Genomic DNA, 23,914 nt, shown 5'->3' on the forward strand with positions numbered 1-23,914 from the left:
CCGTCGGCACCGGGGGCGCCGACCCATGCATATTCTAGCGGCAGCCGCGTGCGGGGCCGGTCAGCAGCTGCACCCGCGGCGCCTGGTTCGGCAGATGGGCCTCAACGCCGGTTTTTCAATCCGTTGACACCGCCATTCCACGGCCTTGCCTACCCTGCAGGCCTGCAAGGAGACCCCATGAGCATCCGCGTCGGCGACCGCATTCCGGAAGTGACACTCAAGCGTATCCGCGATGGCATCGAAACACTGGATACCCGTGCCCTGTTCGAGGGCCGCAAGGTCGTGTTGTTTGCCGTCCCGGGTGCCTTCACCCCGACGTGCTCGGCACAGCACCTGCCCGGCTTCGTCACGCGCTTTGCCGAGTTCCGCCAGCGTGGCATCGAGGTGTACTGCATGGCGGTAAACGACCCCTTCGTGATGAACGCCTGGGGAAAAGACCAGAACGTGCCGGACGGACTGTTGATGTTGTCCGACGGCAACGGCGATTTCAGCCGGGCCCTCGATCTGCAGCTGGACGCGAGTGCATCCGGCATGGGTACCCGCTCCCGCCGGTTTGCCCTTTACGTGGAGGACGGCACCGTCCGTGGCGCATGGGTCGATGCGCCGGGCGCGTTCGAAGTGTCCTCCGCCGACCACGTGCTGCAGCAGCTACCCGCGTAGGTCGACGACCACGCGTCCCCCACCGAAAGGAGAAAAGGCCAGCCATGTCAAAGCCAGCCAACCAACCGCATCCCGCCCATCCCGCTGGCATCAGCGACCGCCAGGTACTGCGTGAGAACGCGCGCCGCAATGTGGAAGATGGGGCGATCACCGATTCCTACAGTGCCGACCGCAAGGCCGTCATCAAACTGCTCAACGATGCCCTCGCCACCGAATACGTGTGCGTGCTCCGGTACTACCGCCACTACTTCACCGCCAAGGGGATGTTCGCCGAGTCGGTGAAGGCCGAATTCCTCGAACACGCGCAGCAGGAACAGGCACACGCGGGCAAGCTGGCCGAGCGCATCGTGCAGTTGGGCGGCGAGCCGGATTTCAATCCCGACACGCTGACCGCACGGTCGCATGCCGAATACAAAGAAGGCACCGACCTGCGTGACATGGTGCGTGAGAACCTCATTGCCGAACGCATCGCGATCGACAGCTATCGCGAGATGATCAACTTCGTCGGTGACAAGGACACCACGACCAAGCGCATCCTCGAGGAGATCCTCGCGCAGGAAGAGGAACACGCGGATGAGTTCGCTGACCTGCTGGATGGCTGGATCGGCAAGTAATTCGCCCATGCAGCAGGGCAGTGGGTGACGGCCGGCTGTCGTCACCCACTGCGCAGGCCGATGCCCTGCCGTCCAGCATCAACGCGCCACTGTAAAACGCACCTGGGTCCATGCACCGTCGTTGGCAAGCGCGGTCAGCGTGTGTGCGCCCGTCTGCTCGAGCACCGGATTGAAGGGCTGCGCACCGCGGGTGCGTGCCAACCAGCGCCCGTCCATCAGCCAATCAATCTCGTGCTCGCTGCCCAGGGCGCGAAGCTGCAGGCGGACGCCCTGGGTGTTGCCGGGCGCACGCGCCAAGGTCGCGCCGTCGTTCAGTCCGTCGATGTGCAGGGCGATGCTGGACTGGCGCCCATCATCACGACAATCCGGTGCCAGTGCCGGCAGCTGCGAGGCCTTGCGCGCCGCCTCTGGCAGCCACGGTGACAATAGCGCGGGCCAGCGCGCGATCTCGCGCTCTTCCTCATCGTGCACCGCGCTGCAGTCGGCTGAAAGGCGCAGGCCCGTGACGGCGTCTACCTGGTAGCGCTGCCTGCCGGGCTGCCAGCGGCGCGCATCGCGCTCGGCGAAGGTCGGCGGCACGTTGCCGTCCAGCAGCCACGCCTTCAGGCGTCGCTGGCACAAAGCGGGCGGCAGCTCGGACGCCAGCCCGCCACCGGGCCAGCAGATGTCGGCCTGGCTGACGCCCACGGGCGCCGGCACGGCGTGGCCCGCGCCTGCACCGCGCGGCAGGCTGTCCACCACTTCGAACATCAGCGGCAGCGCCGTGACGGCGCCGTACTGCCCGGGCAGTGGTGTGCCATCGGGCCGTCCGACCCATACCCCCACCGTGTACTGGCGCGTGCTGCCGATCGCCCAGGCATCGCGGTAGCCATAGCTGGTTCCGGTCTTCCACGCGACCCGCGGGCGCCCTCCCACGTCGAAGGTATCGGTGCCCTGCCCCGGCCGCGGGTTGGCCTCCAGCATCTCGCGGGTGATCCATGCCGCGCCCGGTGACACCAGCCTGCGCTCCTGCAGAGGCACCTCATCGGTGTAGCGCACGCGCCCGGCGATTCCGCCCCGGTTCAACGCGGAAAAGGCACCCACCAGGTCTTCCAGGCGCGCGCCGGTGCCGCCCAGGATCAACGAAAGATTCGGTGAACTGCCGCGCGGAAACCGCAACTGGATGCCGGCATGCGACAGACGTGCGGCAAAGCGCGCAGGCCCCACACGATCCAACAAGTCCACGGCAGGCACGTTCAGCGATAGCCGCAACGCCGTGGCCGCGCTCACCGGGCCATTGAAGGCCTCATCGAAGTTGCCCGGCCGGTAGCCGCCGAAGCTCTGCGGCGCATCCACCAGCAGGCTCTCCGAATGGATGAGTCCGTCATCCAGCGCCATGGCGTACAGGAACGGCTTCAGCGTGGAGCCTGGCGAACGCCAGGCCTGCACCATGTCCACATGGCCCAGCCGTTGCCGATCACCGAAATTCAAGGTGCCTACATAAGCGCGCGCCTGCAGGGTCTGGTTGTCGATGACCAGCAGCGCTGCCGAAGTCCGTTCGGGCAGGGTGGAAAAATAGCTGGCGAGGCGTTCTTCCAGCGTACGTTGCAGGTCGATGTCGATGCTGCTCTGGATGCGCGCCTGGTCCGGCTGCGCTGCGTGCAGCCGCTGGGCCAGCAGGGCCGCGTGCAGGGGCGGCCGCAGGGAACGGGCGACCACGGTTTCCATGCGCGCATCGGCCACCACGTCGGCGGGCCATTGCTGCAGCGATTGCATGCGCGCCAGCACCTTGTCCCGTGCCCGCTGCGCTGCCTGCGGATGCCGGTCGGGGCGCAGCCGGCTGGGCGCCTGTGGCAGAACGGCCAGCAAGGCCGCTTCGGCGTGCGACAGGTGCGCTGCGGATTTGCCCAGATACGCCCAGCTCGCCGCCTCCACCCCTTCGATGGTGCCGCCGTACGGCGCGCGCTCCAGGTACAGGGTCAGGATATCGCGCTTGCTGAGGTGTACTTCCAGCTGCAGCGCCCGCAGTACCTGCTTGAGCTTGCCCCATGGCGTACGCGTGTGCGGATCCAGGATGCGCGCGACCTGCATGGTCAAGGTCGAGCCGCCGGATACGATGCGGCGCTGCCCTGCCATCTGCTTGCCTGCACGCAGCAGTGCGACCGGATTGATGCCGGGGTGGCGCCAGAACCAGCGATCCTCATATCCCAACAAGGCCTGCAGATAGAGCGGCGACACCGCGTCCACCGATGCCGGATAGCGCCACACCCCTTCTGCGTCCGCAAAGGCGCGCAACGGGCTGCCGTCCTGCGCTACCACCAGCGTACTGGTGTCACGCCGCGTCGGCAGCGGCGGCGGGAAGACGAGGTCCATCACCAGCAGCGTCACCAGCAGCGCAGCCAGCGCCCAGCGCACCCAGCGCAGAATCGGACCAGACCGATGGAGGCGACGGCGGACGCGGGCGGACCATGCGATCACGCGCTGCACCTGCCGGCAACAGCAACACGGGCGAGCCATTCCGGCACGGCTGCGCAACGGTTTCGACCCTGGGCTGCGGCGCCGCGCATTTTCTCCGCTTCCCGGACACCTCGATGCCCTTCCTTGCTCATACTTCCCTGTTCCGCACCGGCCTGCTGGCTGCAGCCGTATGCGCGACCGCCGCGTTGGCGTCGGCCTCCGGCGACCCACCCCACTGGGGCTACGACACCCTGGCCAGCCCGGCCCAGTGGGCTGGCATCGCGCCTGCCTGTGCCGGCCCCCAGCAGTCGCCCATCGATCTGTGGAGCAGCGACATCAAGCACGGCGCGAGGTCCGCACTTGAATCGGATTACCAGGACACCCGCTTCGAGGTGATCAACAACGGTCACACCCTGCAGGCGACGCCGCAGCCGGGTGGCGCGAAGACCATCACGCTTGACGGTGAAACGTTCACGCTGGCCCAGTTCCACGTGCACACGCCCAGCGAGCATCACGTGGACGGCAAGGCGCATGACATGGAGCTGCATCTGGTGCACACCAGCGCCTCCGGAAAGGTCGCGGTGGTGGCCGTCTTCTTCGATGTGGGCAAGCCGAACAACGCACTGGGCGAACTGTTCGACCGCACGACGGCCGAGCTCAGCCAGCCGGGCGAGCGTATCCGCCTGTACGCCCCCATCAATCCGGCACGATTGCTGCCTGACCACTCCCGCGTCGTCCATTACACCGGTTCACTGACCACGCCGCCGTGCACCGAAGGCGTGCTGTGGAACATCGAAATGGAACCGCAGACCCTTTCCCGGCAGCAGTTGGACGCGCTGCGCTCTGTGTTCCCGCACAACGCGCGACCGATCCAGTCATTCAACAAGCGCACGCTCATCGACGAGCCGGCCGCGCCGTGATCCGCCGCCTGGATAGGCTGCGTGCGCAGCCCATCCGGCGTTGCCACCAGGCGCGCGATCACGGCTGCACCACCGTGATCGTCGACGGATTGCTCCGGCCTACGCCCCGCAGCTGCGGCCGGTACATGTCTTCCACCAACGAGGGCGGCACGGTGTAGGTACCCGGCGTCACCGCACGCACGAGGTAGAACACGGTCGCCTTGCTGCCGCGCGACAACTTCAGCGCGGCGACGTAGCGGTCGTCGCGGAACTCCTCATGCTGCACCTGGGCCGCATCGCTGCGGTCGTTGATGCCGATGCCGTCGACCACCACGTCGGCCCACTGCTTGGCATCGCCCAGGTTGAAGTTCTCGATCTCCAGGCCGGCCGGCAGCAGGTCAGTGAGCAGCGCGTCAGGCATCGTGCCGTCCGGGGTGACCGTGACCCGCACGATCAGCGCTTCGCCTTCCTTCAACGGACGCGGCGTCCAGGGCTTGCCGTCGGTACCGAACCAGCTGCGCTCCACGCCTATCACGCTGTTGTCCGGCGCCGGCGCGGTGCGCGGAATGCCGGCCACGTCGATGCTGGCGAACATCGGAGGCTCGCCCGTGGGATTGAACCGTACGCCGCTGGCCAGCTGGGCCGCATCGAAGCTGCGGCCGAACAGACGGCGCTCACTGATGACTTCGGACTGCGCGCCGATGACCAGCTCGCCGGCCACCCGCTTCTTCTGGTTGGCGGCCAGCGCCTTGCCCAATCGCGCGATCGCCACCTGCTCCTGCGTGCTCAGCCACATCCAGCCGCTGTTACGGCGCGCATCCAGCTCGCGGCCCAGGTCGACCGAACGGGCGTCCCAGGCCGACGTGGCCAGGCCGTGCTCGTGCGTGAGCGCGATCATCAACGCATCGTCGCGGATCGCGCTGCCGTAGTCACCGAAGTAGGACGGCCGCTCGCTGCTCGGCTTGGCGAAGCCAGCGGCAATGGCGGCCTCACCCCGCTTGCGGTCGCCCTGCAGCGACAGCGCAACGCCCAGGTGCACCAGCGGCAGCCCGCCAATGGCCTTGGCCCGCTCGTTGTCATACAGCGTGCGAAGGGTGCCCAGCGGCGCACGGTTGACCCGTGCCAGCACATAACCGGAATACGCTTGGTTGGCGAACTTCAGGTTGTCGCGGCGATCCTGTCCATAGAACTGGTTGCCCCCGGACAGCAGATCCTCGCTGAGGCGGTTGAGCGCTTTCTGCAGTACGTTGTCCGGCACAGCGAAACCAGCATCGCGCGCATCCAGCAGGAACTCGGTGATGTAGGGCGTCAGCCACGGATTGACGTAACCGTCGTCACCCCACATCGAGAAGTTGCCGTTGGCCACCTGCATCGACGCCAGTCGACCAAAGGCACCTTCCATGCGCTCACGCCGGACCTTCGCATCCAGGCCATCGGCGCCCAGCATGGACGACGTCGCCTGGTCCAGGATCAGGGCGGCGTAGCCCTTGCTGGTGGTCTGCTCGGCACAGCCATAGGGATAGTTCAATGCGCCCTGCAGCGCGCTGGCGAACGGAATCGGCGGCAGCGGGCTGACCAGCAGGCGTGCGGTCACCGACTCGGCCATCAGCCCGTCCAGCAGGGTGCTGTCCAGGTTCACCGCGGCCAGCGGATCCAGCGTACGCACCTGCGAGCGCAGCACCTGCGGCCATGCCGCGCGCACGGGCAGTTCATAGCGGCGGTCCGCCTTGAAGCCATTGCCCTCCACGCGCACGCGCACCTTGGCCACGCTGTGTCCGTCACGCGCACTCAGCGGGAAGCTCAGGGTGCTCTTGGCATCGGCAGCCAGCTGCACGCTGCGGGTACCCTCGCCCAGGCTCAACGGGCCGTCGGTGTCCACCCGCACGTTGAACTGGCCGGGCTTTCCGGTGAAGTTCTGCACATCCAGGGTCACCGTACTGCGGTCACCCGGCGCCAGCACGCGCGGCATGCTGGCCTCGGCCAGTATCGGGGCGCGCACCACCGTCTCCACGTCACGCTTGCCGTAGTGGTCATCGGAATAGACCAGCGCCGATACCCGCAGCGTGCCGTTGAAGTCGGGCACTTTCAAACGGATGCGCGCATTGCCCTTGGCATCAAGCTGCACAGGGCCGGTGAACAGATCAACGGTCTGCACCCGTGCGGTGGGCCGCTTGGCCTGCGGCAACGCCGCCAGCGCCATGTCGCCACCGAACTTCAGCTTGCCGCTGCTGCCGTCGAAGCTCTCGATGACCCGGCTGTAGATGTCATACGCATCGATGCCCAGCCGACGCTGTGCGAAGAAATGCGCCGCCGCGTCCGGCACCGGGAACCGGGTGATGTTGAGGATGCCGACGTCCACGGCGGACACCGTCACGTAGGCGGACTTGCCCGCCAGCTGCGGCGCACTCACCGTCACCGGCAGGTCCTGCTCCGGACGCATCTGCTTCGGTGCGACCAGACCGACCGCCACGGTCCGTGCCTTGCGGTCCATCGGTACGTGCACCACGCCCACGGCCCGCGCCGGCGTCACCTTGCTGGGCGCACTGCCGCCGCGGAACACCAGCGCGGTGATGTAGACATCGTGCCGCTCCCAGTCTGCGGTGACCGGAATCTTGAACGTACTGCCCGGCTTGGCGTCGATGTCCTGCTCGTAGATCATGCGATCGGTCTCCACCATCAGCACGCCACGTCCGGCATGCGGCGGCGTCACCGTCACTTCCAGTGTGTCGCCGGCCTTGTAGCCGGTCTTGTCCAACGCCAGCTTGACCTTGTCCGGGCGCGCATCCAGGCCGCGGTTGTCATCGCCCCAGCTCCAGCCCGCCCGGAACGGATAGCGGCTGGTCAGTCCGGTCGCCGGGTCGAATACATCGACGCGGTACTCACCCCATTCCACGGGCACGTCGAAGGCCACCGCGCTGGTACCCGCATCGACGGTGCGCGTGTCTTTGTTCTCGAAGCGACGGGTGAAATCGTAGTCCCAGCGGTTGTCGTTGAATGCCCAGTGGTAGTCACGCAACTCGCGTACCAGGGTGACTTTCAGGCCCTTCGCGGGCTGCGGCTTGCCTGCCGCATCCACGCGCATCAGCTCGAAGCGCGCGGTGCCGTTGGCATCTGCACCGTCGTCAGGGTTGAACAACGGGCGCACGCCGACCAGCGCCGCAGCCGGCCACATCACCCGCTTCAAGGAGCGGTTGACGGTGCGGCCACCGGTTTCATACAGGCTGCCCGACAGCACTACCGCCACAGGCGTCTTCGCCTTGGCTGCCTCTTCCGGCAGGTCGATGTCCTGCTTCAGCGAGCCGTTGGCCGGCAGCTCGGTATCCAGCACATCCTTTGCTTCGCGCGGCAATGCCACGGTCGGGTCGCCGAAGAAATAGCCTGGCAGACCCTCCACCGGCTGTTGCTCCACCGCCACGGCCAGGCGCGCGGTCAGCCGATTGCCATCGGCCGGCGCGCCGTACAGATACGCGCCGTCTGCCTGCAGGCGCAGCGCATCGCCCGGCTTGAGGCTTTTCTGCGGGCTGTCCAGGTCCAGCTTCATGCGCTCCGGCAGGAACTCTTCGATCCGCAGGGTCATGCCCTGGATCGCTTCCTTGCTGGCCGGGTCGGTACGGAACTCCACCTGCCAGCGGCCTGTCGGCGCGTCGGCGGGGATCAGTTGTTCGAAATTGAAGTATCCCTGCGCGCCCGGCTGCAGCTGGGTCTCGCGGAAAATCTTGCCGTCGGGCTGCTTCAGGCGCAGGAACACGGGTTGGCGGGCCTTGGCATCCTTTGCATCCTTGCCGGCTGCGACCGGCTTGCCGTCGTTGTCGCGCAGCAGCGCCGACAGCCTGATCGTTTCTCCCGGGCGATACAGGTCACGCCCGGACCAGGCAAATACATCGAACCAGGCATTGTCGCGGCCGGCGACAGCGAACTCGCTCAGGTCCAGCGCGGGCTGGTTGAACGGGATGAAACTGGTGTCCTTGCCGCTGCCTGCCACCAGGACGTGGCTGGCATCCAGCGTGTAATCCAGCAGCGCATTGCCGTTGCCGTCGGTGCTGCCGCGCAGAACGACCTCGCCCTTGCCATCGAGCACGCGCACGTCGACCTTCTTCAGCGGCGAACCGTCCTTCAACGAGGCGGTATGGACGAACAGCTTGTCCTTGTAGGCCCGCGTATGCAGGCCGATGTCACTGACGCTGAAGAACGCCGTGTCGAACTCGCCATCGAAGGCACCGGTGCGCTTGAGCACGGCGAAATACAGCCCTGGCTCCTGCAGCTCTTTGATGTCCTGCGTCGGCAGGTAGGTCAGCACACGTTCGTTCTGCTTGCCACCCAGGATGAAACGGTTGACGTACACCGGCTCGGCCAGACGGCTGATCGGGGTGCGCTCGCTGTAATCACTGTCCAGCTCCCAGCTGCCACGGCGGCCGCCGCGCTGGTACTGGCTGAAGAAGGTGGGCAGCTCCTTTTCGCGGACCCGCAGGAACTCCACGTCCACTTCCGGCACGTTGACCGACACCACGGGCAAGCCGCGGCTGTCACGGGCCGGCAGAACACTGCCCTGCGAAGCGAAGCCGGCGACCGCCTTCAGCTCACCGCTGAAGACCTTCTGCCGCAGCTCCTTGCCAAGCCGGCTGCCATCGGCAGCCAGCAGGTCCTCGGATACCACCAGCGAATATTCCTTCGCCGCTTCGACGAACGGATAGCGCAGCGTCCTGCCGTCGTCGGACAGGGTCCAGCTGCTGTCTTCGGTGCCGACCTTTTCTTCGAAGCGCACCAGCGCGTCGAAATCCTGCGTACCGACCAGCGGCCGCGAAAACTCCAGCGCCAGCGACAGACCGTCGTTCTTCTGGTCGGGGTAAGCGCGCAGCAGGACGAACTCGGTCACCTGCTCGGCCTTGGCGGTGATCGCCTCGCCGCTGGCGGCAGGCAGCTGACCGCTTTCATTGCGGTTGCAGCCGACCAGTCCCGCCAGCAGGCTTCCTGCCAGCAGGGCCGTCGCCCACCCCCATTTCCGAAGCCGCGCAGGACCGGTCATGTCGTCACTCCTTGAACAAGGAGGGCATTATGCCCCTCCCTGCACCGGTAGTGACGGCTGCTGGCCGTCATCCGTCATCCGTCATCCGACAGGGTAGTGAGAGCCGCTGGCCGGCACTACCGCTTCAAAGCGTGTCGGCCGGCACCCGCACCGTGCCTTCCATCAACACCCGTGCGGTGCGGCTCATGATGGCCTTGGTCACTACCCACTGGCCGTCGACCTGCGACGCCTGGGCCCCCACCCGCAACGTGCCGGAGGGATGGCCGAAGGTGATGGCCTCGCGCGTGCCGCCGCCTGCCGCCAGGTTGACCAGCGTGCCAGGAATGGCCGCGGCCGTGCCGATCGCCACTGCGGCCGTTCCCATCATCGCGTGGTGCAGCTTGCCCATCGACAGCGCGCGCGCATGCAGGTCGATGGCGGTGGCCGCAATGGTCTTGCCGCTGGACGAAACGAAGTCCTGCGCCGGGGCCACGAACGCCACCTTGGGCGTGTGCTGTCGCGTTGCGGCCTGTGACACGTCTCCGATCAGGCCCATGCGCACCGCACCCTGGGCGCGGATCGCCTCGAATTTCTCCAGCGCTGCGCGGTCCTCGTTGATTGCCGGCTGCAGTTCCGTCCCCGTGTAGCCCAGGTCTGCCGCGTTGAGGAAGATGGTGGGGATGCCCGCCGTGATCATCGTGACCTTGAACGTGCCGACACCGGGCACCTCCAGGTCATCCACCACATTACCGGTCGGGAACAGGGCCGCGCCTTCGTCACCATCGGACGGGTCCAGGAACTCCAGCTGGATCTCCGCCGCCGGGAAGGTCACGCCGTCCAGCTCGAAGTCGCCCATTTCCTGCACCTCGCCATTGCGCATCGGCACATGGGCGATGATCGTCCTGCCGATGTTGGCCTGCCAGATGCGCACCGTGCACACGCCGTCACGCGGCACGCGCGACGGATCGATGAAGCCATTGCTGATGGCGAAAGGACCGACGGCGGTGCTCAGGTTGCCGCAGTTGCCACTCCAATCCACGAATGCGGTGTCGATGGAGACCTGGCCGTAAAGGTAGTCGACATCATGGTCCGGCACGCTGGCGCTGGAGATGATCACGCACTTGCTGGTGCTGGACGTCGCCCCGCCCATGCCGTCGGTGTGCTTGCCATACGGATCCGGCGAGCCGATCACGCGCATCAGCAGCGCATCGCGCCCCGGGCCGGGAAGCTGCGCGGCGAACGGCAGGTCCTGCAGGCGGAAGAACACCCCCTTGCTGGTGCCGCCGCGCAGGTACGTGGCGGGAATGCGGCGCTGCGGGAGATCATTCATGAGACAGGATCCTGGAGGAATGAAGGCATCAGGCGACCTGGGTCGCCTCGAGGAAATCCTGCGCAAAGCGCTGCAGCACCCCACCGGCCTCGTAGATGGACACCTCTTCGGCGGTATCCAGGCGGCAGGTCACCGGCACCATCACCTGGCCCCCGTCGCGGCGATGGATCACCAGCGTCAGCTCGGCCCGTGGCACGCGCTCGCCGACCACATCGAACGTCTCGGTGCCATCGATGCCCAGGGTCAGGCGGGTAACACCCGGCTTGAACTCGAGCGGCAGCACGCCCATGCCGATCAGGTTGGTGCGGTGGATGCGCTCGAAGCCCTCTGCCGCGATCGCCTCCACGCCGGCGAGTCGTACGCCCTTTGCCGCCCAGTCACGCGAACTGCCCTGCCCATAATCGGCACCCGCGATGATGATCAGCGGCTGCTTGCGCTGCATGTAGGTCTCGATTGCTTCCCACATGCGCAGTACCTCGCCTTCCGGCTCCACGCGCGCCAGCGAGCCCTGCTTCACCACGCCGTCCACCACCGCCATCTCGTTGATCAGCTTCGGGTTGGCAAAGGTGGCACGCTGGGCGGTCAGGTGATCGCCGCGATGGGTCGCATAGGAATTGAAGTCCTCCTCGGGCAGGCCCATCTTCGCCAGGTACTCACCGGCCGCGCTGCTGGCCAAAATCGCATTGGACGGCGAAAGATGATCGGTGGTGATGTTGTCACCGAGCACCGCCAGCGGCCGCATGCCCGTCAGGCTGCGCTCGCCCGCCAGCGCACCTTCCCAGTACGGCGGTCGGCGGATGTAGGTGCTCTGCGGCCGCCAGTCGTACAACGGACTGATCGGCGCACCGTGCTCCACCTTGAAGGTGAACATCGGCTCGTACACCTTGCGGAACTGTTCCGGCTTGACGCTGGCCTTGACCACCGCATCGATCTCTTCGTCGCTCGGCCAAAGGTCCTTCAAGGTGATCGGGTTGCCCAACGCATCCGTGCCCAGTGCATCTTTCTCGATGTCAAAGCGCACCGTACCGGCGATGGCGTAGGCCACCACCAGCGCCGGCGACGCAAGGAAGGCCTGCTTGGCGTAAGGATGGATGCGGCCATCGAAGTTCCGGTTGCCCGACAGCACCGCCGTGGCATACAGGTCGCGGTCGATGATTTCCTGCTGGATCACCGGATCCAGCGCGCCGCTCATGCCGTTGCAGGTGGTGCAGGCGAATCCCACGATGCCAAAACCCAACTGCTCCAGCTCGACCAGCAGATCGGCCTCTTCCAGGTACAGTTGCACGGCCTTGGAACCGGGGGCCAGCGAGCTCTTCACCCAGGGCTTGCGCGTCAGGCCGGCACGGTTCGCGTTGCGCGCAAGCAGCGCCGCGCCGATCACATTGCGCGGATTGCTGGTATTGGTGCAGCTGGTGATCGCGGCGATGATCACCGCGCCGTCAGGCATCAGGCCGTCGGCCTGCTCGACCCTGCCGGACGCCAGCTTGGCCTCGTCGGAAATACCGCGTGCGGCCAGCTCGCTGGTGGCGACGCGCTTGTGCGGGTTGGACGGTCCCGCCATGTTGCGCACCACGCTGGACAGGTCGAACTGCAGCACACGCTCGTACCGCACCTGCCCCAGGTCGTCGGCCCAGAGGCCGGTCGCCTTCGCATAGGTCTCCACCAATTCGATCTGGGCCTCTTCGCGTCCGGTCAGGCGCAGGTAGTCCAGCGTCTGCTGGTCGATGGAGAACATCGCAGCGGTCGCGCCGAACTCCGGCGTCATGTTGGATATCGTCGCGCGGTCGCCAATGCTGAGCGCGCTCGCACCCGCGCCGAAGAACTCGATCCATGCACCCACCACGCGCGACGCGCGCAGGAACTCGGTCAGCGCCAGCACGATGTCGGTGCAGGTGATGCCCGGCTGCGGTCGACCCGTCAATTCCACCCCGATGATATCCGGCAGGCGCATCCACGAAGCACGACCGAGCATCACACTCTCTGCTTCCAGGCCACCGACACCGATGGCGATCACCCCCAGTGCGTCCACGTGCGGGGTGTGGCTGTCGGTGCCGACGCAGGTATCCGGGAACGCGACGCCATCGCGTATCTGGATCACCGGCGACATCTTTTCCAGGTTGATCTGATGCATGATCCCGTTGCCCGGCGGAATCACGTCAACGTTCTCGAAGGCCTTCTTGGTCCAGTTGATGAAGTGGAATCGGTCTTCGTTGCGGCGGTCCTCGACGGCGCGATTACGCGCGAACGCGGCCTTGTCGAAGCCGGGATACTCCACGGCCAGCGAGTGGTCGACGATCAGCTGGGTGGGCACCACCGGATTGATCCGGGCCGGGTCACCGCCCGCATCGGCGATGGCATCACGCAGCCCGGCCAGGTCCACCAGGGCGGTCTGGCCGAGGATGTCATGGCACACCACGCGCGCGGGGAACCACGGGAAGTCGAGGTCCTGGCGGCGCTCGATCAGCTGCCGCAGGGACGGCTCCAACATGGCCGGGTCACAACGGCGCACCAGGTTTTCAGCCAGCACGCGCGACGTATAAGGCAGCGTGGCATAGGCACCGGGCTGGATCGCGTCGATCGCAGCACGGGTATCGAAATAGTCCAGCGTCGTGCCGGCGAGGGGCTTGCGGTATTCGGTGTTCAAAACGGGGCTGTTCATGGCTGGCTCTTGATCGTTGGCGGGCCGGGTGTCGCATCGCCGGCAAACAGGGCGCTGCGACGCCAGAACGAAGCCGGGACGGCCAGGCCGTCCCGCTCCGCAGTGCACCCTTTACGCGGGTGCACATCATGCATCAGGCGCGCTTGTCGATCGGCACGAACGCCTGGTCTTCCGGACCGGTGTAGTTGGCACTCGGACGGATGATCTTTCCATCGATGCGTTGCTCGATGACATGCGCACTCCAACCGGAGGTGCGTGCGATGACGAACAACGGGGTGAACATCGCCGTCGGCACGCCCATCATGTGGTAACTGACCGCACTGAACCAGTCCAGGTTGGGGAACATCTTCTTGATGTCCCACATCACCGTCTCAAGACGTTCGGCGATGTCGTACATCTTCGTGCTGGACTGTTCTTCGGACAGCTCGCGGGCCACGTCCTTGATCACCTTGTTGCGTGGATCGGACACCGTATACACCGGATGGCCGAAACCGATCACTACTTCCTTGCGCTCCACGCGTGCCTTGATGTCGGCCTCCGCCTCATCGGCCGTGTCATAGCGCTTCTGCACTTCGAACGCCACTTCATTGGCGCCGCCGTGCTTCGGGCCGCGCAATGCGCCGATGCCGCCCGCGATGGCGCTGAACATGTCGCTGCCCGTGCCGGCGATAACGCGGCACGCGAACGTGGACGCATTGAACTCGTGCTCGGCGTAAAGAATGAGCGACGTATGCATTGCCTTCACCCACGAATCCTGCGGCTTCTCGCCGTGCAGCAGGTGCAGGAAATGGCCACCGATGGAGTCATCGTCGGTTTCCACATCGATGGCGCGACCGTTGTGGCTCCAGTGGTACCAGTACAGCAGCATCGAACCGAGGCAGGCCATCAGCTTGTCGGCGATGTCACGCGCGCCCGGATGATTATGGTCGTCCTTCTCCGGCGATACGCAGCCGAGCACGGACACGCCCGTGCGCATCACGTCCATCGGGTGGGCCGATGGCGGCAGCTCTTCAAGCGCGGCCTTGACCGACGCCGGGATGCCGCGCAGTGCCTTCAGCTTGGCCTTGTAAGCGACCAGCTCGGCCCGGGTGGGCAGCTTGCCGTGCACCAGCAGGTGGGCGATTTCCTCGAACTCGCTGGTCGTGGCCAGGTCCAGGATGTCGTAGCCCCGGTAGTGCAGATCATTGCCACTGCGGCCTACAGTGCACAGGGCGGTGTTGCCGGCGGCGGTGCCGGACAGCGCGACGGACTTCTTCGGCTTGAAGGTCGGGGTAGCGGTGGTTTCGTTCATGGTTTTCCTCCCGGAAATCGTGAGAGCAGGTTACTTCCTGGCGGCGAACAGCGCATCGAGCTGCTGCTCGAACGCGTGGTAGCCAATGCGGTCATAGAGTTCATTGCGCGTCTGCATGGCGTCGACCACGCTGCGCTGGTGGCCGTCGCGGCGCACCGCTTCGTACACGTTCTCGGCGGCCTTGTTGGCGGCGCGGAAGGCGGACAACGGGAACAGCTGGATGGCCACACCCGCAGATGCCAGCTCATCGCGACTGAACAACGGCGTAGCGCCGAACTCGGTGATGTTGGCAAGCACCGGCACCTTCACCGCATCGACGAAACGACGATAGGTCTCCAGATCATAGGCCGCCTCGGCGAAGATGCCGTCGGCACCCGCTTCGACACAGGCGATGGCGCGCTCGATCGCGGCGTCCACGCCATCCACCTGGATCGCATCGGTGCGCGCGATCAGGAAGAACGCCGGATCCGTCTTGGCATCGGCTGCGGCTTTCACGCGGTCCACTATTTCCTCCTGCGACACGATCTCCTTGCCGGGACGATGACCGCAGCGCTTTGCGCCGACCTGGTCCTCGATATGGCAGGCGGCGGCGCCGGCCTTGATCAGCGACTTGACCGTGCGCGCGATGTTGAACGCGCTTGGCCCGAAGCCCGTATCGATGTCCACCATCAACGGCAGGTCACAGACATCGGTGATGCGGCGGACATCGATCAGCACGTCTTCAAGCGTATTGATGCCCAGGTCCGGCAGGCCCAACGATCCGGCCGCGACGCCGCCGCCGGACAGGTAGATGGCACGGTAGCCGGCGCGCTTGGCCAGCAGCGCGTGGTTGGCGTTGATCGCGCCAATCACCTGCAGCGGAGATTCGGCCGCGAGCGCGTCGCGGAATCGGGTGCCAGCGGATACGGGAGAGGCAGTCATGAAGCGATCCTTTCAGTGGTCAGGGTAACAGGCGCAAGCTCCGTGCCAACCTCCAAGTCATTGATTTGAATGACAACATACCTGCTACACAGTGGAACATATGAAACACTGAAACGCATGTATCATGAAACATCTCTCTTGATGAGCCGGTCGTGATGCATCTGCCCCGCCTCCCCTTCGTTGCCGCCGAGGCCGATCCGTCCCGGCCGGTCATCTGGACCGTGAGCGTGTCTCGGCTGACGGGATTGCTCGGCGATGTGATCCCGGAGTTCGACCGCCGCGCGCGCATCGAACAGATCAACCTCGGCTTCGAAGAAGCCGTGGCCGTGATCAACCAGCGCCTGCGCCAGGAACACTGCGATGTAGTGATCGCCGGCGGCTCCAACGCCGCTTGGCTGCGCAGCCGGCTGGATGTGCCGCTGGTGCCGATCCAGGCCAACGGCTTCGACCTGATGGAGGCGCTCGCACGGGCACGGCGCATCGCACCTCGCATCGGGCTGGTCACCCATGCCAGTGACGTGCCCACGTTCGGCAGCTTCCAGGACAGCTTCGGCCTGCAGATCGAACACCGCCGCTTCGTGACCCGGGAAGATGCGCGCGATTGCATCGCGGACCTGCGCGCCAACGGGATCGAGGTCATCGTCGGCACCGGCATGGCAATCGATCACGCCGAAGCCGCCGGTCTGCAGGGCGTACTGCTGTATTCGGCTGATTCGGTGCGACAAGCGTTCGAGCATGCCCTGGAACTGACGCATACCCTGGCGCGCTCCGTCACCCGCACCGCGCGCATTCCCCGGCGCAGCAGCCCGCCGGGCCACGGGCAGGTGCTGCTCGGCGACAGCCGGGTGATGCAGGACGTTCGCAAGCAGATCGCCCTGTATGCCCCACACGACAGCACGGTACTGGTCAGCGGCGAGACCGGCACCGGCAAGGAACTGGTAGCCCGTCAGTTGCATGCGGACAGCGGTCGTCGCGGACGTTTCGTTGCACTCAACTGCGGCGCCATCAGCGAGTCGCTGCTGGAATCAGAACTGTTCGGCTACAGCGACGGTGCCTTCACCGGCGCCCGCCGCGGCGGACGTATCGGCCTGGTGGAAGCCGCGGATGGCGGCACCTTGTTCCTGGATGAAATCGGCGAACTGCCGCTGCCACTGCAGACGCGGCTGTTGCGGGTCCTGGAAGAGCGCGAGGTGTTGCGGGTGGGCTCGACCGAACCGACGCCGGTCAACCTGCGGGTGGTTGCGGCGACGCTGCAATCGCTGGAGCAGCGGGTGCAGATGGGCCTGTTCCGTCGCGATCTCTATTACCGGCTGGCGACACTGCGCATCGCCCTACCCGCCCTGCGCGTGCGGCGCGACGATATCCCCCTGCTGGCACGCGCGTTCTTCCAGCAACTGCGAGGCCTGGACGCTCCCCTGGATGAGGATGCCATGGTGGCGCTCGCGGCCGCCGACTGGCCCGGCAACGTGCGCGAACTACGCAATCTGATGGACCGCCTGCGGATTCACTGGCAGCCCAGCGACGGTCCCGTCAGCCGTGCACGGCTGCTGGAGCTCGCCCCCGAACTGGGCGACGCAGCGGCCGCCGGCGCCATCGTGCCGGGACGCCCCTCGCCGGCCCACCTGCAGCAGTTGCTTGCCACCCATCGCCATGATCGCGAAGGCATGGCCCAAGCACTGGGCATCTCACGCACCACCCTGTGGCGCTGGCTGCGGGCGGCAGGACTGGCGTAACCCCCCGCCTCCGATAGAGCCGACTTCAGTCGGCTGCCCGTCGCGTAACGCCCAGCCTCAGGTAGAGCCGACTTCAGTCGGCTGCCCTTCGCGTAATGCCCAGCCGACTGCAGTCGGCTTTACCCACGCGCGGATGCGGGGCAACGTGGGGCAATCAGGGATACAGCTGTCGCTTGCTCCACGTGTCATCGGCTGCGCGCTCGTAGCACCAGCGCTCGTGCAGCCGGAACTGCGCGCCGTACCAGAACTCGAACCGGTCAGGCACCACGCGCAGGCCGCTCCAGCCCGCCGGCCGTGGCACGTCCTGGCCTTCGAAGCGCGCCTCGACCTCGGCGACCCGCGCGTCGAACTCGTCCCGCGAGGCCAAGGTGCGCGATTGACTCGATGCCCATGCCCCGATCTGGCTCAACCGCGGCCGTGATGCGAAATAGGCATCTGCCTCGGCATCGTCCACCTGCTCGACGCGCCCTTCGATGCGCACCTGGATGCCCGCCTCGCGCAGGCTGCGCCACAGGAACAAGAGCGCAGCCTGCGGATTGGACTGGAGCTCCTGGCCCTTGTGGCTGTCCAGATGCGTATAGAACACGAAACCGCGCGCGTCGAACGCCTTCAGCAGCACGGTACGTGCCGACGGACGGCCGCTGCGATCGGCGGTCGCCACCGTCATCGCGTTGGGCTCCAGCTCGCTGCTCTTGCGTGCCTCGTCAAACAACGTGGCAAACGTGGAAAGCGCTTCGGCGTGCAGATTGCTCATGACAACGGGTTCCCTACTTGGATTGGGCTATTGTGGCGGCATGAAGGCTGCTGCGTACACGCCCCCGTCGAAAGGTTTCCCCGATGCCCTGGTAGAGCAGGCGCTCGATGATGCGATGGCGAGCGCCACCCGGGTTCAGGTATTGGCCATCAGCGGCCTGCAGGGCAGTGGCAAATCGACGCTGGCCGCGCAGGTCGTGGCGCGCGCACAGGCGCGGGGCCTGCGAGCCGCCGCGCTCTCCATCGACGATGTCTACCTCACCCGTACCCAACGCCAACGGCTGGCGCGCGATGTGCATCCGTTGTTGTTGACCCGGGGGCCACCCGGAACCCATGACCTCGCCTTGGCGCACAGCGTGCTGGATGACGCTGCGGCGGGAACGCTGCGCGCACTGCCACGATTCGACAAACTTGCCGATGAGCGCCTGCCGCAGGCGGAGTGGCCTCATCTGGCGGCGCCTCTGGATCTGCTGGTGTTCGAGGGCTGGTTCCTCGGCACGCCCGCTGAAGCGGCCGACACGCTGGACGCCCCCCTCAACGCATTGGAGCGCGAGGCGGATGCGGACGGACGCTGGCGGCACTGGTGCAACACGGCACTGGAAACCAAGTACCCCGCACTATGGCAACGCTGCGATCGCCTGTGGTTCCTGCAGCCGCCTGATTTCTCCGTCATACCGCGCTGGCGTTGGCAGCAGGAGCAGCATCTGCAGGCCGCGCAGCCCGGGCGCAGCGGGATGACGCGACCGCAGCTGGAACGTTTCGTGCAGTATTACGAGCGGGTGAGTCGCCATGCCCTGCGTACGCTGCCCGGCATCGCCGACCGCACGATCGCACTGGATGCCGAGCGCGCCATCGTCAGCGTACGCTGACGGGCTGACGACCATTGCGGCGGCGCCGTGACGCACCCGGCGCCCCCCGTCCCCCCTCTCCATGGGGACGTGCGATTCGCACGCGCATTACCTGCTTGCAGAAACCCTGCCTGCACACCCTCATGCCGCGAGGGCATCTGCATATGCGCAGAAATGCGCGCACACCGACAGGGTCGGTTGGCTAGGGTTTCGGCTTACCGCATCCCGACCTGACCGGATCGCCACCGTGCTCCTTGCTGCTGGTAGTGCCTCCATGCTGCAGACCTTCAACGCTGTTACGAAGGGCGCACACATCCTGACGCGCAGCGTGCTTTCCTGCGTGCGCAACGCCCCCTCGTGGTCGACGCCTTCCCTGCGGAGGCCCACGCCTTTCCCGGACGCCGATGCCGTATGTCCGGACACGATCGGCGGGATGATCCGCGACCTGGGTGCGGCGCTCGAACGCGCCGACGCACATCGCGCGACGTCGCTGGCGCTCATCGCCCACCGTGCACGCGCGCCCGTGCTGGACGCCGCTGCGCTGGTGGCATTACGCAAGGCGTGCAAGGTTGAAATCGAAGCGCAGAACGGCGGGCGAATGCCAGAGATCCAGCGCATGCGCCTGCAGGCACTGCATGACCACGCACGACTTGGTCTGCAGCCGGTGCGGATAGCGCAGTCTCACCGGCGCTGGTGTGTGCGCCTCAAGCCCATGAGCGCGCCAGGGGCACAACGCACCACTTCCTTCGGGTGTTCGGCGCGCGCCGGCGTAGGCCTGACCATGGCCGGTACAGGGGCCACCGCCGGACTCTCGGTTGGCGCACAGTCCGGCAGCAAGAGCAGTTGTTTCGAGACGCTGGAGTACGCGCGCGGTCGGCACCACGTCATCAGTGCCGAGGTATCGGCCGATGCGCAGTTGGCACCCGGTACCGCGGCCGGCGCCGGCCTGACGGCAAGCGTGGAGTACACCCGCTACGACGGCGCGGCATCGATCCACGACTATGCCGCTTTCCGGGCGCGACGCTCCGTCGCCACGCCACGGCGCAGCCGAGCGGCCCAGCGCCTGCTCAGCGTCGTCTCGCTGGGCCGCGCCACGCCCCACGACCGCGTGGCCCACGCCGCGCGTGCCGCGCTGCGCTGGGCCCCCTTGATGCCCACCCTGGTGTCCTGCGGCGGCGACAACAGCCCGCCCTTTGCTGCGCTGACGCAGGATGCACTGGTGCCCTCCCCTGCCCCCTTGCTCGACGTCGGCATCCGCACACGCACGATCTCGATGCAGGCCGCCGCCGACGCGACCGTCGCCAACGCGGGCATCTCCGCTGCGCGCAGCCGGCTGCGCGTGGATATCGATGTGCCCCTGTGGTTGTGCGACCTGGATCTGGACCCTGTGCAGCGCGGAGCGCTGGCCTGGCAGCTTCGGGAGCGGATCACCGCCGGTCTCGGCTCACACGCCAAACGCTTCAGCGCCTTGCAGGTCGATGATGCGCACGCGGGCGCGGCTCGGGAAGAGGCGCTGCAACGCGTACAGACGGAGTTCCAGTGCCTGCAGGCCCTGCTGCTGGAGCAGCAGCGTGGCATCGACAAACGACAGCTCAAGCACGTGTTGGCACGAACCTGCGCGGACTGGAACTGCCGCACGCCGCAGCAGGCACTGGCGCGCATGCTGGAGCTGGTGAACTGGCTCTGGCTGGTGATGCCCGCCGATCAGCGCAGCGCCGCGCAGGCACTGGCCGCCACAGTGCGTGATTCGCCTGTCCTGCGACAGGACGCCGCCTCGCTGCGCCCCCTTTACGCGCACCAGGCCCTGCAACAGTTCATCCGCACAGACACCATGGCGGTCCATGGCGGCGCGGCACAGCCCATGGCGGGCGCGGGCACGACGGACGTCACCATCAGCGTCAGCCGGAGCCATCAGCGCAACTACAACGCCCTGCGCGATGGCCGCTATGTCGAGGCCAGGATCACGCTGACCGGGGCGACCAGCACCGACACCATCCTGACGTTGCTGCAGCAGCGGCTGCCCGATGCCAGTCTGGCGGCGGACGCCCGCCATGAACTCAAGCGCGTACTGGGTGATGCAGGCGCGCTGAGCCTGGCAGGCACGACCGCGGTGACCGTGGGCGTCAGGTTCTTCAGGCCATCGTTCCAGGACGATGTGCGCTTTCCCGCTGCCGCCCGTGGCCTGCACCTGCAGCAGATCACCGTGCGCGGGGCATCCACCTTCAGCGTGGACGGCCGACTCCCCATTACCGGTGTCCCGCTGGCCTCGCTCGGGCTGGGGGCGCGCCTTCAGCATGCACGCCACACAGCGCTGCATGCGGACGTGTTCTGCAGCGCCACCTTGACCGCCTCGCTGTTGCGCTATCAGTGCCTGATCGGCCAGCGGATGGCACCGGCGCAGGCATGGAAGAAGATGCTCGATGCCCATGGCAGCAGTCTGACCCGCCTTGCCCGCAGGATGGCGGACAAGACGTCCAGTGCCAGGGCGGAGGCGCATCACTGGCTGCCGCTTCCTCCTCTGGCCGCGGGTCACGACACCGATGGCCTGATCACCACGGCCGGCACGCTGGAGCCCGGGCTGACCGGACTGCATGCCTTGTTCGATGCCCTGCTGCCGCCCCTGGCCGAAGCACAGCGCTTGTCTCCGCTGTGCCACCCCATCGCGCTGGGCGGCACGCAGCTGCGCAGCACCCGGCTGTAGAGGGTGAAGTGGTAGGATTCACGGCGATGAATCCTGCTCCGAACCTGATCCTGATCGGCCCGATGGGAGCCGGCAAAACCTGCATCGGCCGCCGCCTCGCCGAGCGTTTCACGCTGGAATTCGTTGACCTGGACCAGGTCATCGTGGAGGCGGCAGGTGCCAGCATCCCGACCCTGTTCGATCTGGTCGGCGAAGCCGGTTTCCGCCGGCATGAGCAGCAGGCACTGCAGCGCGTGCTCGGCGGGCACGGGCAGTTGGTGTCTACCGGCGGAGGTGCCGTGCTGCATGCCGACAACCGTGCCGCCATCGCCGGCCATGGTTTCGTGGTCTACCTGCGGGTCAGCGTCGCGGCGCAACTGGAACGACTGGCGCGGGACAAGGCGCGGCCGCTGCTGCAGCGCCCGGACCGTGAGCAGGTGCTGCAGGACCTGGCCTATCACCGCGACCCGCTGTACCAGCAGCTGGCCGATCTCACCCTGGATACCGACCTTTACACCGCTGCCGAAGCCACGTCCCAGCTTGTGGTCAAGCTGGCCGCGCACTGGCAGCGACAGGACCCGATCGCATGACCGCACCCTCCCCCCTGCACGTCGCCGTCGCTGGCGACCATCCTTATTCGATCACCATCGGCCCGGGCCAGCTGTCCGATGGCCACGCGCTGGCGCAGCATGTCCGCGGCCGGCACGTGCTGCTGGTCAGCGATAGCGATGTGGCCCCGCTTTATCTCGCCGGCGTGCGTGCCGCGCTGATGCAGGCACGCCCGGACCTGTTGGTGGCCGAGCACGTGTTGCCGGCCGGTGAAGCGTCCAAGACGCTGGCCGAGTTCGGCCGGGCCATCGACGCTTTGGCCGCGCTGGGCGCCACGCGGGATGCCTGCATCTTTGCGCTGGGCGGCGGTGTGGTGGGCGACCTGTCCGGTTTCGCCGCGGCCTGCTGGATGCGCGGGGTGGACTGCGTTCAACTGCCGACCACGCTGTTGGCCATGGTCGATTCGTCGGTCGGTGGCAAGACGGCGGTGGACATCCCGGCCGGCAAGAATCTGGTGGGCGCCTTCCATCCGCCGCGGGCGGTGATCGCCGACACCCACGTGCTGGCGACCCTGCCGGTGCGCGAGCTGCGCGCAGGGCTGGCGGAGGTGGTGAAGTACGGTGCACTGGGCGATCCGGACTTCTTCGACTGGCTGCAGCAGCATGCCGATGGCCTTTCTGCCGGCGATGCCACGCTGCTCGCTGAAGCCATCGCGCGCAGTTGCAGGCACAAGGCGGCCATTGTCGAACGCGACCCCTTGGAGAAGGGCGAGCGGGCCCTGCTCAACCTGGGCCATACCTTCGGCCATGCCATCGAAACCGAACAGGGCTATTCGGCGCCAGGACGCGATGCCCTGAACCATGGCGAAGCCGTAGCGGTCGGCATGGTGCTGGCCGCCCGTCTGTCGACCGCGATGGGCAGGGCACCGGCGGCGGACGAGCAGCGTCTTTCTGCGTTGCTGACATCGCTGAACTTGCCGACCGCCATTCCCACGGGACTACAGCCTGCCGCGCTGCTGGCACGCATGCGGCTGGACAAGAAGAACGTGGCCGGGCGGCTGCGCCTGGTGCTGTGGCGCGGCATCGGCCAGGCCGATGTGGTGGCCGATGTGGAAGAAGCCGCCGTGCTTGCGGTGCTGGCTGGCTGATCCTGTCGCGGGTCCGCCCTGCACGGGGTGGTTTCTCCGCCTAGGACCGCTCGACGCTGCAGGCACCGTGCGTCTCCGCCGTTCATGGGGCAGCGCTACAATTGCCCCATGCATGCCCACCTGCAACAACCGGCCATCGGTACCGAGACGCCGCGCTTCCTGCGCCTGACCCTGGCCGCCGACCTGTTCGGCGGTTGGGAACTGCTGCGCGAATCCGGCCGCGCCGGGGGTCGCTCGCAGCTCCGGCGCGAACTGTACCTGAAGGAAGCCGACGCCCGCGCCGCCTTTGCGAAGGCACGCGATGCCGAGCTTCACCGCGGCTTCGAGCTGGCCTCGCACGGCGAGTGAGCATGCAACCCCCTTCTTCCCACACGGCGTTGCATGCAGCGCCC

16 protein-coding genes are annotated in these 23,914 nt (G+C 66.7%); 9 read left to right on the top strand and 7 right to left on the bottom strand.

Annotated features, from left to right (window positions below; genetic code table 11):
- Positions 1–177 precede the first annotated feature (177 nt).
- On the top strand, positions 178–660 hold the full coding sequence (locus tag ABRP17_RS03545; RefSeq protein ID WP_349986228.1) for a peroxiredoxin: 483 nt from the start codon (positions 178–180) through the stop codon (positions 658–660).
- A gap of 44 nt (positions 661–704) precedes the next feature.
- Positions 705–1,274 (top strand): bacterioferritin, encoded by a 570-nt coding sequence (locus ABRP17_RS03550; protein WP_188324640.1) that lies wholly within the window; start codon positions 705–707, stop codon positions 1,272–1,274.
- A 78-nt stretch (positions 1,275–1,352) separates the two neighbouring features.
- Here the strand turns inward: ABRP17_RS03550 and pbpC are convergent, their stop codons facing one another.
- The gene (gene pbpC, locus ABRP17_RS03555) at positions 1,353–3,770 is read right to left on the bottom strand and encodes a penicillin-binding protein 1C (RefSeq protein WP_372486878.1); all 2,418 of its coding nucleotides are present in this window, start codon (positions 3,768–3,770) and stop codon (positions 1,353–1,355) included.
- A 74-nt stretch (positions 3,771–3,844) separates the two neighbouring features.
- On the opposite strand from pbpC, the gene ABRP17_RS03560 reads away from it, so the two are divergent.
- On the top strand, positions 3,845–4,630 hold the full coding sequence (locus ABRP17_RS03560; protein WP_349986225.1) for a carbonic anhydrase family protein: 786 nt from the start codon (positions 3,845–3,847) through the stop codon (positions 4,628–4,630).
- A 58-nt stretch (positions 4,631–4,688) separates the two neighbouring features.
- Here the strand turns inward: ABRP17_RS03560 and ABRP17_RS03565 are convergent, their stop codons facing one another.
- The 5 genes from ABRP17_RS03565 to prpB form a co-directional block, all read right to left on the bottom strand.
- Positions 4,689–9,632 (bottom strand): alpha-2-macroglobulin, encoded by a 4,944-nt coding sequence (locus ABRP17_RS03565; protein WP_349986224.1) that lies wholly within the window; start codon positions 9,630–9,632, stop codon positions 4,689–4,691.
- A gap of 124 nt (positions 9,633–9,756) precedes the next feature.
- Complete coding sequence (prpF, locus tag ABRP17_RS03570; RefSeq protein WP_188324644.1) at positions 9,757–10,941, bottom strand: 2-methylaconitate cis-trans isomerase PrpF; 1,185 nt, start codon at positions 10,939–10,941, stop codon at positions 9,757–9,759.
- A gap of 28 nt (positions 10,942–10,969) precedes the next feature.
- Positions 10,970–13,585, bottom strand: coding sequence for a Fe/S-dependent 2-methylisocitrate dehydratase AcnD (gene acnD, locus ABRP17_RS03575; RefSeq protein ID WP_349986231.1), 2,616 nt, complete (start codon positions 13,583–13,585; stop codon positions 10,970–10,972).
- 148 nt (positions 13,586–13,733) lie between these two features.
- Entirely contained in the window at positions 13,734–14,891 is a 1,158-nt protein-coding gene (prpC, locus tag ABRP17_RS03580; RefSeq protein WP_188324645.1) for a 2-methylcitrate synthase, read from the bottom strand.
- A gap of 30 nt (positions 14,892–14,921) precedes the next feature.
- Entirely contained in the window at positions 14,922–15,812 is an 891-nt protein-coding gene (prpB, locus tag ABRP17_RS03585; protein WP_349986222.1) for a methylisocitrate lyase, read from the bottom strand.
- 155 nt (positions 15,813–15,967) lie between these two features.
- Between prpB and prpR the strand changes: the two genes are divergently transcribed.
- A complete protein-coding gene (gene prpR / locus ABRP17_RS03590) occupies positions 15,968–17,545 on the top strand; it encodes a propionate catabolism operon regulatory protein PrpR (RefSeq protein WP_349986230.1) in 1,578 nt (525 codons plus the stop codon).
- 154 nt (positions 17,546–17,699) lie between these two features.
- Here prpR and pdxH read toward each other — a convergent pair whose 3' ends face one another.
- On the bottom strand, positions 17,700–18,299 hold the full coding sequence (gene pdxH, locus ABRP17_RS03595) for a pyridoxamine 5'-phosphate oxidase (protein WP_349986221.1): 600 nt from the start codon (positions 18,297–18,299) through the stop codon (positions 17,700–17,702).
- 40 nt (positions 18,300–18,339) lie between these two features.
- On the opposite strand from pdxH, the gene ABRP17_RS03600 reads away from it, so the two are divergent.
- The 5 genes from ABRP17_RS03600 (at position 18,340) to ABRP17_RS03620 (ending at position 23,870) form a co-directional block, all read left to right on the top strand.
- On the top strand, positions 18,340–19,167 hold the full coding sequence (locus ABRP17_RS03600) for a kinase (protein WP_349986220.1): 828 nt from the start codon (positions 18,340–18,342) through the stop codon (positions 19,165–19,167).
- 253 nt (positions 19,168–19,420) lie between these two features.
- A complete protein-coding gene (locus tag ABRP17_RS03605; protein WP_349986219.1) occupies positions 19,421–21,847 on the top strand; it encodes a hypothetical protein in 2,427 nt (808 codons plus the stop codon).
- 26 nt (positions 21,848–21,873) lie between these two features.
- Positions 21,874–22,416: a shikimate kinase gene (locus ABRP17_RS03610; protein ID WP_188324650.1), complete on the top strand. Its 543-nt coding sequence runs from the start codon at positions 21,874–21,876 to the stop codon at positions 22,414–22,416.
- A complete protein-coding gene (gene aroB / locus ABRP17_RS03615) occupies positions 22,413–23,522 on the top strand; it encodes a 3-dehydroquinate synthase (protein WP_349986218.1) in 1,110 nt (369 codons plus the stop codon). Before ABRP17_RS03610 ends, aroB begins: the two co-directional genes overlap by 4 nt.
- 108 nt (positions 23,523–23,630) lie before the next feature.
- Entirely contained in the window at positions 23,631–23,870 is a 240-nt protein-coding gene (locus tag ABRP17_RS03620) for a WGR domain-containing protein (RefSeq protein ID WP_192080227.1), read from the top strand.
- Positions 23,871–23,914: the final 44 nt, after the last annotated feature.

It is taken from the genome of Stenotrophomonas sp. WHRI 8082 (assembly GCF_040223995.2).
In the GTDB taxonomy this organism is placed as follows: domain Bacteria; phylum Pseudomonadota; class Gammaproteobacteria; order Xanthomonadales; family Xanthomonadaceae; genus Stenotrophomonas.

What these genes read in the sequence shown, in the direction of transcription:
- ABRP17_RS03545 (WP_349986228.1), top strand. Translation starts at nt 178, where the DNA reads ATGAGCATCCGCGTCGGCGACCGCATTCCGGAAGTGACACTCAAGCGT.
- ABRP17_RS03550 (WP_188324640.1), top strand. Translation starts at nt 705, where the DNA reads ATGTCAAAGCCAGCCAACCAACCGCATCCCGCCCATCCCGCTGGCATC.
- pbpC (WP_372486878.1), bottom strand. Translation starts at nt 3,770, where the DNA reads ATGGCTCGCCCGTGTTGCTGTTGCCGGCAGGTGCAGCGCGTGATCGCA.
- ABRP17_RS03560 (WP_349986225.1), top strand. Translation starts at nt 3,845, where the DNA reads ATGCCCTTCCTTGCTCATACTTCCCTGTTCCGCACCGGCCTGCTGGCT.
- ABRP17_RS03565 (WP_349986224.1), bottom strand. Translation starts at nt 9,632, where the DNA reads ATGACCGGTCCTGCGCGGCTTCGGAAATGGGGGTGGGCGACGGCCCTG.
- prpF (WP_188324644.1), bottom strand. Translation starts at nt 10,941, where the DNA reads ATGAATGATCTCCCGCAGCGCCGCATTCCCGCCACGTACCTGCGCGGC.
- prpC (WP_188324645.1), bottom strand. Translation starts at nt 14,891, where the DNA reads ATGAACGAAACCACCGCTACCCCGACCTTCAAGCCGAAGAAGTCCGTC.
- prpB (WP_349986222.1), bottom strand. Translation starts at nt 15,812, where the DNA reads ATGACTGCCTCTCCCGTATCCGCTGGCACCCGATTCCGCGACGCGCTC.
- prpR (WP_349986230.1), top strand. Translation starts at nt 15,968, where the DNA reads ATGCATCTGCCCCGCCTCCCCTTCGTTGCCGCCGAGGCCGATCCGTCC.
- pdxH (WP_349986221.1), bottom strand. Translation starts at nt 18,299, where the DNA reads ATGAGCAATCTGCACGCCGAAGCGCTTTCCACGTTTGCCACGTTGTTT.
- ABRP17_RS03600 (WP_349986220.1), top strand. Translation starts at nt 18,340, where the DNA reads ATGAAGGCTGCTGCGTACACGCCCCCGTCGAAAGGTTTCCCCGATGCC.
- ABRP17_RS03605 (WP_349986219.1), top strand. Translation starts at nt 19,421, where the DNA reads ATGCTGCAGACCTTCAACGCTGTTACGAAGGGCGCACACATCCTGACG.
- ABRP17_RS03610 (WP_188324650.1), top strand. Translation starts at nt 21,874, where the DNA reads ATGAATCCTGCTCCGAACCTGATCCTGATCGGCCCGATGGGAGCCGGC.
- aroB (WP_349986218.1), top strand. Translation starts at nt 22,413, where the DNA reads ATGACCGCACCCTCCCCCCTGCACGTCGCCGTCGCTGGCGACCATCCT.
- ABRP17_RS03620 (WP_192080227.1), top strand. Translation starts at nt 23,631, where the DNA reads ATGCATGCCCACCTGCAACAACCGGCCATCGGTACCGAGACGCCGCGC.